The 14,556-nt window shown below is 35.7% G+C and carries 11 protein-coding genes; 6 read left to right on the top strand and 5 right to left on the bottom strand.

Translation table 11 applies throughout. The features are described 5' to 3' along the window. A partial coding sequence (locus BM179_RS25605) for a hypothetical protein (RefSeq protein ID WP_218159251.1) occupies positions 1-343 on the top strand: 343 nt, incomplete at its 5' end. Positions 344-1,168: 825 nt separating this feature from the next. Here BM179_RS25605 and BM179_RS18800 read toward each other — a convergent pair. Then, positions 1,169-2,887, bottom strand: a complete 1,719-nt coding sequence (locus BM179_RS18800; RefSeq protein WP_092018709.1) for a hypothetical protein — start codon at positions 2,885-2,887, stop codon at positions 1,169-1,171. 481 nt (positions 2,888-3,368) lie between these two features. Between BM179_RS18800 and panB the strand changes: the two genes are divergently transcribed. Continuing rightward, a complete protein-coding gene (gene panB / locus BM179_RS18795) occupies positions 3,369-4,184 on the top strand; it encodes a 3-methyl-2-oxobutanoate hydroxymethyltransferase (RefSeq protein ID WP_092018708.1) in 816 nt (271 codons plus the stop codon). A gap of 42 nt (positions 4,185-4,226) precedes the next feature. Beyond that, a complete protein-coding gene (locus BM179_RS18790; RefSeq protein WP_092018707.1) occupies positions 4,227-4,952 on the top strand; it encodes an RluA family pseudouridine synthase in 726 nt (241 codons plus the stop codon). Positions 4,953-5,411: 459 nt separating this feature from the next. On the opposite strand, the gene BM179_RS18780 is transcribed toward BM179_RS18790, so the two are convergent. Next, entirely contained in the window at positions 5,412-6,932 is a 1,521-nt protein-coding gene (locus BM179_RS18780) for a porin family protein (RefSeq protein WP_092018705.1), read from the bottom strand. Positions 6,933-6,966: 34 nt separating this feature from the next. Then, a complete protein-coding gene (locus tag BM179_RS18775; protein WP_092018704.1) occupies positions 6,967-7,515 on the bottom strand; it encodes an RNA polymerase sigma factor in 549 nt (182 codons plus the stop codon). A gap of 215 nt (positions 7,516-7,730) precedes the next feature. Between BM179_RS18775 and BM179_RS18770 the strand changes: the two genes are divergently transcribed. Together BM179_RS18770 and BM179_RS18765 are read left to right on the top strand one after the other, a co-directional pair. After that, on the top strand, positions 7,731-8,912 hold the full coding sequence (locus BM179_RS18770) for a M20 metallopeptidase family protein (protein WP_092018703.1): 1,182 nt from the start codon (positions 7,731-7,733) through the stop codon (positions 8,910-8,912). A gap of 360 nt (positions 8,913-9,272) precedes the next feature. Continuing rightward, the gene (locus BM179_RS18765) at positions 9,273-10,019 is read left to right on the top strand and encodes a class I SAM-dependent methyltransferase (protein WP_092018702.1); all 747 of its coding nucleotides are present in this window, start codon (positions 9,273-9,275) and stop codon (positions 10,017-10,019) included. On the opposite strand, the gene BM179_RS18760 is transcribed toward BM179_RS18765, so the two are convergent. Together BM179_RS18760 and BM179_RS18755 are read right to left on the bottom strand one after the other, a co-directional pair. Continuing rightward, entirely contained in the window at positions 10,009-10,833 is an 825-nt protein-coding gene (locus tag BM179_RS18760; protein ID WP_092018701.1) for an NAD-dependent epimerase/dehydratase family protein, read from the bottom strand. The two genes, BM179_RS18765 and BM179_RS18760, sit on opposite strands and share 11 nt — an antisense overlap. Positions 10,834-10,841: 8 nt before the next feature. Beyond that, positions 10,842-12,947 (bottom strand): tetratricopeptide repeat protein, encoded by a 2,106-nt coding sequence (locus tag BM179_RS18755; RefSeq protein ID WP_092018700.1) that lies wholly within the window; start codon positions 12,945-12,947, stop codon positions 10,842-10,844. A 302-nt stretch (positions 12,948-13,249) separates the two neighbouring features. Between BM179_RS18755 and BM179_RS18750 the strand changes: the two genes are divergently transcribed. Continuing rightward, positions 13,250-14,518 carry a metallophosphoesterase gene (locus BM179_RS18750; protein ID WP_092018699.1) on the top strand — a complete coding sequence of 423 codons (1,269 nt, stop codon included), beginning with the start codon at positions 13,250-13,252 and terminating at the stop codon, positions 14,516-14,518. The last annotated feature ends 38 nt before the right edge of the window (positions 14,519-14,556 follow it).

The raw sequence follows: 14,556 nt of genomic DNA, 5'->3' as shown, positions 1-14,556 counted from the left end.
TTATCAGCACGTCAAAGAACTCTTTTATCAAAAAATCGAATCAATCAATCTTCTAATATCGCCGTCAAAACTCTTTCGTCTTAACTCTTATTTTTTTACTCTCTCATCGTTTGGGAGTGCAAAGGTAAGAAGCTTTTTTTTAAAAACAAAAAAATATTTAAAATATTTTTTCAGCCTACCCTCTCTATCTCGCTCTCCTAACCCGCTAAACCTATTCTCTCTCTCCTCAACCTCTCTCGTTCCCGCCGTTTGGGAGTGCAAAGATTCACCTCTTTTTTTTATCCACCAAACCTTTTTTCAAAATATTTGCAACTTTTTGCTCTCCCCCCATCCAACTCCCTAAGAAACACTCATTTACACCTCGAAAAAAAATTGAACTTTTTTGCAACAAGAACACTCCCTACCACACTACCTTTTTCAACCATTATATTTATTCTCAATTTTATCCTGTTTTTATCCCCCCAACCCTCCATTTACCACAACATCAACCTCTCTCTATACCTAATAAAAATACCTAAAACTTCCTCTTTTAACAATCCCTCCAATCCAATAACCCCTGAAAAATTCAAAATCCAAAAAAAAAAAAAATCCCCAGCTTATCGATTCATCTATAAGTGGGGATGACTGTGCATATATTTATAGGCTCTAAATATCCATTCCTGGAATATCAAAGATGAATAATATATCTATCTCTGGTTACTGAATATCATAAATCATCATTTAAATACCTAAATACAATTACGTATTTGGCTCTCTGTCTTTAGAAATCTTCATCGTTTATCTTTTTTATAGTAAGAATGGTGCCTGCTATTATTTCTTATATAATACAACACGTGAATACTAAAGAGCATATAATATAACTATATAATAGGTATGCTTTCTTTAAATAATTAGGAGAATGTTTTAGCTGTTTAAGCAATTCCTTTGATAAAACGTCATATCGTCCATTAGAATCGCTTAAAACAAATCATGTACGCTTGGAATGTATGATTATGACATATGATAGTAACAAGAGCTGTTAAATAGATTTAAGCAATCCTGGGATATCCATTAAATCTAAAATCTGGTATCATACAATTTATCCATTCCTGACTATTTCTTTAATATATATCACAAAAAAATCCCTGAAAACTAATTTTCAGGGATCTTCTATAAAAATTAAAGAAAACTATCTTCTTTTTGGTTTGTCAGGGATAATTCTGATATCACTTGGATTTTTTGGATCGATATAGAATTTATATTTAGCAACCTGACCTGTTGGCTTACAATCTCCTGTAGACAAACGTTGTACTTCATATTCATAAACAGATGGCTGTTTTGGAAGAGGAAGGTCTGCAGGCCATTTGATATTAGGATTTGTAGCAACGTTCTCGTAATTCACGATTGTTGTTGTTTTGCTTACACCAGATACTTTACGTTTCGGCACAACAGTTTTCGGTTTAGCAACAGTTTCTGCTGGTTTAGCGACAACTTTGTGCGAAGCCTTACGACGTCCGGATCCGGATCCGCCATTAAAGTATTTCGTTGCTGTTGATCCACCAAAGATTTTAAAGATATACTGATCTTCCGCAGGCTTAGTAGCAGAGATTGCCTGAACAGGTTTCGCTTTATATCCGAAACTTGCAGCAGCAGCCTCACTCAAACATTTTCCTTCCTGGCTAGACTGAATTGTATAGTAATAGAAGCTAGACTCATCATTACTTACTAAAGATACATTTGCAGGTAAGTCTAAAGATGAAGCTTTAGTAGTCTGGCTATAGATAGGTACACCAGATCCATCAGCACGGTAAAGTTTGAAAATATACTCTTCGTTCTCAGGAGCAGGAGATGTACTTTTCCATTTGAATGAAGGTTTTTCTGTAGATCCGTTCTCGTACATTTTTCCATTTGACCCATCAACCAATGTTGGTGTATTACAAATAACCGGTGCTGGCGGTGGTGGCAATAATGTATAAACCGTTCTTGCACAGGTATTGCCAAATGTATGAGAAATAGCTAAACCGAAGTTACAACCTCCGTTTGTTCTTGTAAATTCTACAGCTCTGGCTTCGTTAATCAATGGAGTTGTTACTTCTCTTCCTTCAGTTATATAATCTGTTTTGGTAGAGAATCCCTGAACGTTCAAACCAATTGCCCAGTTTTTAGACAATGAGTATAACAAATCAATATTCAGGAGACCGCCAGCATGCCATGTATTTGCAGAAGGAGAAACTCTTGAGATTGTTCTGTCAAAACCATTCCATAAAGCAGTAGCACCAAATGAAGCAGCTTTAGAGTTAAAGAAACCTGCCTTCAGATCAAAATCCAAACTAAATTTCTTTCCAAGTGGTACTGCGATTGCAGGACCTGCTAACAAATAGAAATCCTGATAAGGACTTACTTTTGAAAATTTAAGCGCATTCGGGTCCAAACCATTCAAGGTTGCAAGCAATTTAGGATAATTCTGATATTCGTCCTTAACATTGAAGTATTGATAACCTCCTGTTAGTCCTAAACCAAAAATTCCCCAGAAGTGATTTGCAGACAAAGAGTTATATCCACCTGATTTAAGATAGAGAGACTGATCTTCACCATCTTTGGTAAATGAAGTTGCAACGCCAATTCTGTCTGTAAATTTCCAGTATTTCTTTACTTTGGTTTCCTTCAAAACATTTGAATTTTTGTAGAATGCCGTATCAAGATAATAACCATCAGCAACAGTTTTGACAATTGTTCCATTGGAAAGAGTTTTGGTAGTAATACCATTTTCCGTTGTCGTGCTTACTACAGTAACCCCTGTAGTCTGGGCGGAAGAGAGGTGGCAAATGGAGAGACAAGTTACCAAACCAAGGCCAAGTCTTTTCTTCATCCCATTAAAAAGACTATTCATTGGATAAGTTTTTTTCATGATTGATTTAATTTATAGAATTGTAATTAGGTTATGATACGTACACTTTTAATAATTCTATGCTAGAGAAAAGAATGAATAGTAAAAGTAACGTTTTTAAACAATTTTTTTTGAATTAGCATTAAAAAAATAAGAATATTCCAATTTTTATTTACAAACACTTTGCCAAATTAAGATTTTCACCATTTAAAATCCTAATTTTACATTCCCAAATGAGTATTCGGCGATTATTTAGCATCTAAAATATCATTTGTTAAGACGTATTTATATGTTTTCGTCACATTTTTACGGAAGAATGAGCAAAATTAACCATTAATAGATAAAATTTTGTTTCAAACGTAAGACTTAATTCTTAAAAGTTCAATATTCGTTAAAAATTTATTACTTTACCTCTGCCACTCTGTTGATTTTTATCAACATTTTTAATTTGTGGGGAAAATTTTCCTCAGTTTCTGTATCCCAAACAAAATCTCAACAATCCATGTCTGTTCACAGTGAAATCAAAAGGGTTACCACACATATTCTTCAGGAAATGAAAAACCGGGGGGAGAAAATCTCTTGTCTGACTGCATATGACTATTCTATGGCTCGTATTGTAGATGCAGCAGGTATTGATCTGATTCTGGTTGGAGACTCTGCTTCCAATGTAATGGCAGGTCATGAAACCACCCTGCCAATAACCCTGGATCAAATGATTTATCATGCAACTTCTGTAGTAAAAGCAGTAAAGCGGGCATTAGTAGTTGTTGATATTCCATTTGGATCATATCAGGGCAACTCCTCTGAAGCTTTGCGCTCTGCCATCAGAATAATGAAAGAATCAGGTGCTCATGCAGTAAAGATGGAAGGCGGTTCTGAAATAAAGGAATCAATTGTTCGTGTACTCAGCGCCGGAATACCTGTTATGGGTCATTTAGGACTTACGCCTCAATCTATCTATAAATTCGGAACTTATTCTGTCAGAGCAAAAGAAGAAGAAGAAGCCGACAAATTATTGGAAGATGCAAAAATGCTTGAAGCCTGTGGTGCTTTCAGCGTGGTTCTGGAAAAAATTCCGGCAAGTCTTACAAAACTTGTCTCTGAAAGTCTTACGATCCCAACAGTTGGAATTGGCGCCGGTGCTGACGCTGATGGCCAGATCCTTGTAGTTCATGATATGCTGGGCATTAATAAGGAATTTAAACCAAGATTCCTGCGTCGCTATGCCGACCTGGACTCAATTATGAATGATGCAGTTAAAAATTATGTCAAAGATGTTAAAGCTCAAGACTTTCCTAATGAGAAAGAGAGTTATTAAACTTTTTTAATTGCCTTTTCAAACATTTCAAATTTTAATCGAATGAAAGATTTTCACGTTGTATATGAAGACAATCACATTCTTGTTGTTAATAAACGGGCAGGAATTTTAGTTCAGGGAGACTCTACCGGTGATAAAACACTTACGGATGTCCTGAAAGCATATATTAAACAAAAATACAATAAACCCGGAGATGTTTTCTTACATCCGGTACATCGTCTGGACCGTCCGGTAAGTGGCCTTGTAGTTTTCGCACGTACATCCAAAGCGCTGGAAAGAATGACAGAACTTTTCAGAAAGCGCAACATCCAGAAGACTTATTGGGCAATAACCAGAAGAAAACCTGCTGTTCCTCAGGGAAAACTTGTTCACTGGCTTGTAAAAGATGAGGCAAGGAATGTTACCAAGGCTTTCGACTTTGAAGTTGAGGGCTCTCAAAAGGCAGAGTTAAATTACAGACTTGTCGGGAAGATCAACCTTCATTACTTAATTGAAGTAGAACCTTTAACAGGCAGACCACACCAGATACGTGTCCAACTGGCCAGTATGGGTTGTCCAATAAGAGGCGATATAAAATATGGATTTGATAAACCGAATCAGGATGGGAGTATAAACCTCCATGCGCGAAGATTATTCTTCACACATCCGGTACAAAAAATACCTTTGTTATGTAGAGCTGCAGTTCCTCCAAATTCATTTTGGGAAGAGTTCCTTGAACTAGACACGGAAGAAATTAAAGATAAGAATCTTGACTATCTTCATGAATAATTTGTGAAGAAACATCCACCTGAATTTGATTAATCAGATCATATACTGCACTTTTAATGCCTTGTATAGCTCCTGAAATTATACTTAGTGGTAATATCAATGGTAAAAAAATAAGCCATTGAAGGAACATGAATTGGTTAATTTTTTTCATTGGTCTTGATGGCAGTCAAAACTTGTTAAGGATTCATTTAATAATAGTCCTGCTATTTTGATTCATACGTTCTAAGTGTTTAATCAAAACCTGATGGAAACTTTTATCAAAGTCCTACCCAAATATTCAACTTAGCGGTTTTAGCAAATATAAAATCTTCATGTAAAAATATTATTTATTGTTGAATTAACAATAAATTAATATGTTTTTTGATTAAATTTTAGTTATCATAAAAATACAGTTTTAACTGACATAAAAAAAGGGTTGGAGAAATGATTTCTCCAACCCTTTTTATTAGGTATCTGTGCTTACTTTTTGAAATGATATTTTAAGGAGAACATTATCCCTTTACTATACAAGTTCACTTTTCCTATTCCTATTTCTGAAACAGGTACTTTCAGATATGGCTCTACCTGATAGCTCAATTGAGGCAAAAACTTCCTTTCAAATCCAAAAGATATATTTACTGTACTAAAGAAGTGATTCCCTGATCTGTCTTTTTCAACATACCTCGGATAATCTGAAGGTACTGTATTCGGATATACATAATTGTAATTATAAGCTTCACTTAACATCAGCAATGATGTAAAACCAGTACTTGCAAACCACTTTGTTCTTTTATTCCCTGAAAAATCATACCTAATATTAATTGGCAGATCAAGAACTTTACACTCCCCGTCTATCCCAAGTAATTTTACATTCCTGTATTTCCAGGCATCACTCCAGCTATGATATGCTTCCGGGCCTGCCTCATAACTTTTCGAACTCCAGATGGCTCCAATTTGCAAGGTTAATTTTCTGCTTAGTCTTTCCTCTAATAATAGACCGATACTTGCCCCCCAATCAGCATTTTTTAAGCTTTCTACTGAGTTTAGATCAGGCGAAGCTACTAAACGAATGCCTAGTCTGGCAAAATCTGCTTTCTTCTTATCTTTATAATAATCAGTTATTCCCTGGCTATATTGATACGCTGGCTCTATTTTCTCAAATACGGCATTTAATTTTTTCAGGCCTTTGCCCTTTAATAGTCTAATCTGCTCTTTTTCATTCGGCATATAATTAAATGCCGACTCAGAAATATCTTTATCAGGTACTTTGGCCAGATTATTCAGGTCTTCATTCAGACTTGTTTTATATTTATTATTTACAGCATGATATGTTTTCCCTTTAGCTTTTTGAGTCTCTTTATTCAATTTTTGAACAGATGCAATTGATATATCTTTCGCATTTTTCCTGAATTTCTGATTATTTTTAATATCAGCTACTTTTTCAGGAAGAGCATTCTTATCAACTCTTCGTATTTTTTCTTCTTCATTAACAGAACCATTTCTTCTTAAACCGGCAAATGCTTTTACCTTCGATTTTTTTGGTAAAACAAAGATACTGTTTGTTGTTTTCCTGCTTCCCTCTGTTGCTGAAGCAGTTTTAAGGCCTCCAAAAGATTTATTTCCATCTTCTTTCCTGTCATTGATAGATTCGCTAATCCTTATATTTCCCTCATTATGTTTTTGTTCTGTAACTCTTCTGTCACTGTTTATTTCTGTTTCCGGCTTATTAGTTTTTTTTATGGATGTATTATTTACAGTCTTTAGCGTTTTAGATTCTCCGGCGTTAAAATTAAGCACATATATTCCAACCCCTAAAAATAACAATATACCCAAACCAGGTAATCCAATCTGTTTCCAGAAGGAGAATGAAGGTTTTGGATTCATTTTACTTTGAAGGTCTTTGAATGCTGACGGGTCAAAAGGATAATCTTCTTTCCCGGCAGCATCCCGAAAAAGATCATCCAATTCATCATCTGATATATCCCACCACTTATCTGACATTTCTATTAGTAGTTTTTAACCATTTTATCTTTTATCAAAGTTTATTTAACATTTCTCTGAGGTTTAATCTTGCTCTGGCCAGGTTTGACTTTGACGTCCCGACCGAAATCCCGAGCATTTCTCCAATTTCATCATGGGAATACCCATCAATAACAAACAAATTGAAAACCATCCGATAAGCTGGAGAGAGATTTTGAATTAATGCGACCAATTGTTCATGGTTAATTTCATCAATTGGTCCGGAGGTATCTGTATTAAGGTTCTCAGCAATCTGTAAATCGCTGTGAAAATAATGTTTACTATGCTGTCGATAATAATCTAATGCTGTATTGACCATCACCCTTCTTAACCAGCTTTTAAAAGATTTATTCAAATCTATTTTCCCGGCATTAGTAAAAACCTTCAGAAAGCCATCATTCAACACTTCAACCGCTTCCTCACGCGTACGCGTGTAACGTACACATACCCCCATGGCAAAGCCATAAAATTGCTTGTAAAGCAATTCCTGACTTTTAGAGTTCCCATTCCGGCAACCCTCAAGTATGTTTTCTAGCGTTGATTTGCCGTCTGTCGTGATAGGCATTTTAAAAAGGTTACAACAACACTACGGACTGATTGAGAAAAAGGTTGCGTTAAGGTATTAATTTTTCTGATATTTTATCTTATTCAATCCCCATTAATGAATCCGGCTATTATAAATGAATCCTTAATTTTCATTCGTTTCAGGGATTCTTTGATTAGTTTTGCAATCTATATTTGGAAAAAGGCCAAAATCAGGCTTTTCTATAATTAAATGTTATGAAAGAGAAAATCAAAGAGTTAGCCAAAAGTTACGCTGACGAAATTGTGGCCAATCGTCGTCATTTACATAAAAACCCTGAACTTTCTTTTGAAGAATTTAATACTCAGAAGTTCGTATCTGAACGTCTGAAGGAAATTGGGATTGTACCTCAGCCTATCGCAAATACTGGTTTGGTTGCAACTATAGAAGGTAAAAACCCCGGCAAAAAAGTGGTTGCACTGAGAGCAGATATGGACGCTTTGCCAATTATTGAGGCGAATAATGTTGAATATAAGTCCATAAACCCTGGTGTAATGCATGCCTGTGGACATGATGTTCATACCGCATCTCTATTAGGTGTCTCTAAAATTCTTTACCATTTAAAAGATGAATTTGAAGGCTCTGTAAAACTCGTTTTTCAACCTGCTGAAGAAAAAGCCCCGGGTGGCGCCAGTATTATGATCGAAGAAGGCGTTTTACAGAACCCTTCTCCTTCAAAAATGTTAGGTCAACATGTTGCACCAAATATTCCGGTAGGGAAAATAGGTTTTCGTGAAGGTATGTATATGGCAAGTGCTGATGAACTTTACATGACCGTTAAAGGGAAAGGCGGACATGGAGCTATGCCTGAAAATTGCATTGATCCTGTTCTGATCACATCTCATATTATTGTTGCTCTACAGCAAATTATCAGTAGAAACAGGAATCCCCGTTACCCTTCTGTATTGACTTTCGGGAAAGTTATAGCTAACGGTGCGACTAACGTTATTCCTGATGAAGTTTATGTTGAAGGCACTTTCCGGGCAATGGACGAAGAATGGAGAGCAGATGGTTTGGCCAAAATGAAAAAAATGGCTGAAGGAATTGCAGAAGCGATGGGAGGAACCTGTGAGTTTTTTATTCTGAGAGGTTATCCTTTTCTAAAAAATGAACCGGAGTTAACACGAAGAATGAAATCAGCTGCCATCGAATTTATGGGAGAAGAAAATATCATTGACCTCGATATCTGGCTTGCTGCAGAAGATTTTGCTTTTTATACCCATCATGTAGATGCCTGTTTCTATCGTTTAGGAACCAGAAATGAGGCTCGTGGTATTATTTCCGGTGTTCACACTCCTACTTTTGATATTGATGAGAATGCATTAGAAATTGGTGCCGGATTAATGAGCTGGCTGGCAATTCAGGAATTACGCGAATAGTTCCTCTTTCCAGCTTCCTTTGTCCCTTAATTTTCCGGAACCAACAGACATAAAGAAAAGCCCATATTTAATTTACGAAATTAAATATGGGCTTTTCTCCATTTTCGCCAGAACATACTTATTTGTCCTAATTTCTGTCTTTTCTACGTTCTCCGCTAATTAATGATAAAAATATCGAATACCTATAAACTTTAGCTTTACGTTCAATGTTTTCTTTCTATATGCGAGACTTTACGGCTCTTTTGTTTATTTAAAAGAGAATATTTTTCGTTATACATTATGTTAAAAGACATTAAACTATTTGCCTTTGCAGCAATGTGGTTTTATACTTCATTAGGAATCTCTTAAAAAACAAAAAACATGACTAAGGATAATTTCTCAAAACAAGCTAATCTGTATGCCAAATTCAGACCAAAATATCCGGCTGAATTGTATAAGTTTCTCCTGAGCTATGTAAGAAACTGGGATAACGCCTGGGATTGTGCCACAGGAAATGGACAGGTTGCAGGAGAATTGGCAAAATATTTCAGACATGTATATGCAACAGACATTAGTCAAAAGCAATTAGATAATGCACCAAAGTTTTCAAATGTAACTTATTCCATCTCTCAGGCGGAATCGACTGACTTTCCCGATGAAACCTTTGACCTCATTACAATTGGCCAGGCTATTCATTGGTTTAATTTTGAGAATTTTTTCAAAGAGGTTTACCGGGTATCTAAATCTGATTCAATTTTAGCTTTTTGGGGTTATAGTCTAATGAGTATTGACAATCCTATACTTGATGGAAAACTTAAGCTCTTTTATACTCAAACTACTCATGAGTATTGGGATGAAGAGAGAAGGTTTCTTGACGAAGCTTATCTTACGATTCCTTTACCCTTCACTCCTATTCCCAGTCCGGATTTTGAAATGACCTATACGTGGAATTTATCAGATTTGGAGGGATATCTCAATACCTGGTCAAGTGTCCAAAAATATATACAAATTCATCAGGAGAACCCTGTAGATGTATTTATTGCAGAGATCTCTGAAACATTTGACCCGAGTGAAAGTTTCAAAGTGACTTTCCCTTTATTCTTAAAACTTGGATATATTAAGTCCTGATCAGATCATAAAAAAAATCAAGTGGATTTGGATAAATAAATTTATACCCGGTAAACCTGATTAATTTTTCCGGACTTATAACTTTAAACGGCTGTACATTTTCAGGTTCCTCAAAAACCGGAGGATCTAATCCAAGTTCTTTACTATTCTTTATATACACTTCAAATCTCAGCGGGTGTTCCGGTGAGACGACATTGAATACCTCACCCCAAATTTCTTTTTCAAAAATCAGTTTGATAATAGAGATGACGTCATCGCGGTGTACAAAGTTTACCGGAATCCTTCCGGTAGTAACTTTTTTGCCGGCGAAATATTTTGCCGGAGCTCTGTCATAACCCATCAAACCTCCGCAACGTAAAATTGTTACATTGCGGTTTCCTTCTTTAGCAAAATTAAAAATCAGGTTTTCACATTGAACAAGTGCTGCATTACAGGAGACATTACTCAATTCAGTCACATTTTCTGTCGATTCTGAATAAACTGAAGTCGACGAGATATAAAGAATATTCTGTATAGGCGATTCTCGGATTAGCTCTAAAAGATTTTTAATCTGTTCAATATGATAATTTTCGCCAAGTTTTCCTGCTCTTGGGGGAATTGAAATAATAATATTCTTAATTTCCAGAAATTCCTGCCAATTTTTTCCTTCCGGATCTGGAGAGAGGGAAAGTAAAAAAGGTTCTATTTTGGCCTGTTTTAATAAAATCATCCTGTTTTCGGAGGTAGTTGTACCAAAAACAGTATTTCCTTCCTCACTTAAGCTCATTCCCAGGGGCAAGCCGAGCCAGCCGCATCCTATAATTCCAATTTTCATAAAATACTCTATTTTAAAGGTATTCCTCTTTGTGTTAAAAACTCCGGAGCATTTGAATCTCCCTTAGCCACAGCAGATCGCATAGATCTGATACCGCTATCTATATCCCCATGCTGGCCATATTCTAATCCAATATTGTAATCAAAGCTTCCATCCTTAGGATCTACTTCTGCCCCCTTCTTCCAGATTCTGATTGCTTCCTGCCATTTTCCAATACTCTTGTATGCAACCCCAAGATTTTTATAAGCTATGATCGCTTTCGGATCCAGCCTTATTGCTTTCTCTAAAACCTGAATTTCTCTGGAATGATCCCCCCTTTGATTGTAAATCGTACTGATATTTATGTATGGATCTGCAAACTTAGGATTATTCTTTGCTGATAACCGATACCTTTCAATCGCATCTTCTGTTTTTCCAAGCTTCGCAAGACATAAACCCATTATATTTTGTGCATATGGATTTTTATTATCTGATTTATCCAAAGCTATCTGAGATTCCTCAATCGCCTTTGGGTAATTACCAGTATGATAATAAGCGGCACCAAGCATCCAGTGAAGGTTTTTCATTTCTTCAGGTTTTAACTTCAATGCAGCCTCAAAGTTACTTACTGTCAGATCATATTTCTTTTCATCAAAATAGATTTGTCCCAATGCAGTATATACATCGGCTGTTTTAAAAGTCGTCTTATGGGTTTCTTCAAAGTAAAATTTGGCGGTTTCTTTGTCTTTATTCCTAAAATAATACCAACCTAAATTACTATTTATCATTGGGTCATCTGGATAAACCTTATGAACAGGGCTGAAAAGAGATAACGCATCCTTCCAGACCGTAGCCTGTTTAAATGAAAGAAATGATAAACCCAAAATGAGAATACCACCAATTATCGGTGATATTTTATTTGTGAATGCACTTTGAAATATTTTATCCGCTAAAATACCAATCAAAACTAAGGGGCCGATAGATGAAACATAAAAATAACGATCTGCCATTAACGCACTACCTACAGGCAAAATCTGTGAGACAGGAAATATTACAACAAGGAAATAAAGACCAGACCACCAGACAAGACGATTTTTTCGGCCCGACCAATATAATAATCCGACCAAAAATATTATCCCAATAAAAGCCAGATAATAAAATGACGGTATGGAACCGGTATCTTTATCTGGATAAGGGTAAAAAGCTAACAGTTTAAAAGGAAGAATCATTTTTATCCAGTAAAACAATACTCCGGTATTGATCATAAAAAATCTTTCTGAAAGGCTGAATGTATTATTAATTACCTTACTGGCATTAGCCCCTGCTTCGCTCTGTGCTTTAATTGAAATAATCCCGATAATCAATGAAATGATTAGAAAAGGTATCTTTTCTATCAGAATCTTATAAAGCGATTTGCGATTTAATAAAATGTAATCGGTAATCAGCAGGACAATTGGCAAGACGACAGCCATCCCTTTTGATAAACAGGATAAAAGGAACAAAAAGCCGGAAAATATCAGATTTTTATGCTTCAGGTTAATAGAATCCTGTTCTTTCAAACTGTCCGTATATCTAAGGTACTGTAAAAATGAAAGCAGAAAAAAAAGTGTATAGAGAACGTCTTTTCGTTCCGCTGCCCATATTACAGATTCCACATGAAGCGGATGAACAGCAAACAGAATCCCGGTTAAAGGGCCAATAAGGAAGTTCTTACTAAGTTTTTCAACTAATTTAACGACAAGAATACTATTGAAAATATGGATAATTGTATTTGTAAAATGATAAACCCATGAAGAATCTTTGGCAAAAGTGTATTCCAGATAATAGGTAAGCATAGTGAGAGGATGCCAGTTACCTAAATAAAACTTTGAAACAGAATTCCACAAATTTTGCAGAGACAATTGTCTTATATCTTCATTATTAACCACATAAAACAGATCATCCCAAACAAAGCCATTCTGAAATCCAGGAAGATAAACCAGAATACATAAAACGGCAATCAAGAGGCAAACAATCCGAAAATTTTCAGGTGTATTATTAATCTTATACCGCACAACTTCTTCCGCCGGTAATGCTGATACAGAAGGTTTCTGCTGACTGGTTTTAAATCCTTTGGTTGCAATATTCTTACTCATTGGCTAATTAGGTCTTCCGTTTTTATAAAATGCCTTAAATCGTTTTTTACATTCTTACAAATACTATGCGAAATTATACTTTAAACAGATTAATTCTCTTCTTTCTTACGTTTTAAAACTACGTGAATTACATCTGTTTATGTGTACAAACACTTCCTCTCACATTCTCTCCACCTTGTTTATCCTTAAATGAAACCTTTTGTCATAAAAAACCGGGTTTTCGAACTAAGTGACAAAGAATAAAGTTTTTTGAAAGTGTATTTAATCCGAATTCGCCTTATCATTTAGTATTATATCATAAAATGAATAAATTAATAATCGTTTCTCTCGTTACTCTGGTTTTGCTCTTAATAGACTGGTATGTATGGCAGGCCGTAAAAGTATCTGTTCAGAATACCTCTCAGAACACTCAGAACTTTATAAAATATTTCTTTTGGGGACTAACTATTCTGACCTTGTCAGGACTTTGGTTATACAATTTTACAAACCCGGATTTGTTGGGGAAAAACCTCAGAACGATTATTCTGGTTGGGGTTTTTATGAATTATTTTTCCAAAATATTTGCGGTATTGTTCCTTATTATAGATGACTTAGGTCGTTTAATCAGATGGATTGCCTCAAAATTCTCAGGTTCTACTTCTCAGGGTGTAAATAGTCAGCATCCTATTGCAACAAATACTATCTCAAGATCTGAGTTTCTGATGAAAACCGCTGTAGTAGCAGGAACTATTCCGGCGGTAGCCATGACCTGGGGAATTATTTCCGGAGCTCATGATTACCGGGTCAGAAGGGTAAAGCTCTCCCTTGCCAATCTTCCGAAAGAATTTGACGGATTAAGGATTGCTCAGATTTCGGATATTCATTCGGGTAGTTTTTTTAACCGTGTAGCAGTAAAAGGAGGTATAGAAATGCTCCTTGCAGAAAAACCTGATATGGTTTTCTTTACGGGAGATCTTGTAAATAATCAGGCTCCGGAAGTACAGGAATACATTGATATTTTCAATAAAGTAAAAGCCCCTTTAGGTGTTTTCAGCACATTGGGAAATCATGATTACGGAGATTATGTACAATGGGATAGCGCATTTGCCAAAAATCAGAACCTGAAAGACCTTAAACATGCACACAAGGTGTTAGGATGGGATTTACTAACTGATGAACATAGATTCCTTGAACAAAACGGAGAAAAGCTGGCTATCATCGGTGTTCAGAATATTAGTGGACAGAATCGTTTTCATACATACGGAAACCTTGAAAAGGCCTATAATGGAACAGAAGAAGCGCCGGTAAAATTACTTTTATCGCACGACCCAACACATTGGGATAAGGAAGTGAATACCAAATATAAAGATATTGATGTTATGTTTTCAGGACATACTCATGGTACTCAGTTTGGAATAACCATTGGAGATAAAACATGGTCTCCTGCCCAATATGCCTATAAACAATGGGCAGGATTGTATGAAGAAGGAAATCAAAAACTCTATGTAAACAGAGGATATGGCTACATTGGATATCCCGGAAGAATAGGAATGCCTCCTGAAATAACCGTTTTTGAATTGAAAAAAGCATAAAAAATAAGACCCTGGTTTAAAAGCCAGGGTCTTATTTT

This window comes from Pseudarcicella hirudinis (assembly GCF_900115665.1).
Classification (GTDB): domain Bacteria; phylum Bacteroidota; class Bacteroidia; order Cytophagales; family Spirosomataceae; genus Pseudarcicella; species Pseudarcicella hirudinis.
Note: the sequence above shows the minus strand (reverse complement) of the source record. Positions and strands in the feature narration are given on the sequence as shown.

Excerpts from the sequence above, each read along its gene's own strand:
- BM179_RS18800 (WP_092018709.1), bottom strand. The coding sequence starts at position 2,887 with ATGAAAAAAACTTATCCAATGAATAGTCTTTTTAATGGGATGAAGAAA.
- panB (WP_092018708.1), top strand. The coding sequence starts at position 3,369 with ATGTCTGTTCACAGTGAAATCAAAAGGGTTACCACACATATTCTTCAG.
- BM179_RS18790 (WP_092018707.1), top strand. The coding sequence starts at position 4,227 with ATGAAAGATTTTCACGTTGTATATGAAGACAATCACATTCTTGTTGTT.
- BM179_RS18780 (WP_092018705.1), bottom strand. The coding sequence starts at position 6,932 with ATGTCAGATAAGTGGTGGGATATATCAGATGATGAATTGGATGATCTT.
- BM179_RS18775 (WP_092018704.1), bottom strand. The coding sequence starts at position 7,515 with ATGCCTATCACGACAGACGGCAAATCAACGCTAGAAAACATACTTGAG.
- BM179_RS18770 (WP_092018703.1), top strand. The coding sequence starts at position 7,731 with ATGAAAGAGAAAATCAAAGAGTTAGCCAAAAGTTACGCTGACGAAATT.
- BM179_RS18765 (WP_092018702.1), top strand. The coding sequence starts at position 9,273 with ATGACTAAGGATAATTTCTCAAAACAAGCTAATCTGTATGCCAAATTC.
- BM179_RS18760 (WP_092018701.1), bottom strand. The coding sequence starts at position 10,833 with ATGAAAATTGGAATTATAGGATGCGGCTGGCTCGGCTTGCCCCTGGGA.
- BM179_RS18755 (WP_092018700.1), bottom strand. The coding sequence starts at position 12,947 with ATGAGTAAGAATATTGCAACCAAAGGATTTAAAACCAGTCAGCAGAAA.
- BM179_RS18750 (WP_092018699.1), top strand. The coding sequence starts at position 13,250 with ATGAATAAATTAATAATCGTTTCTCTCGTTACTCTGGTTTTGCTCTTA.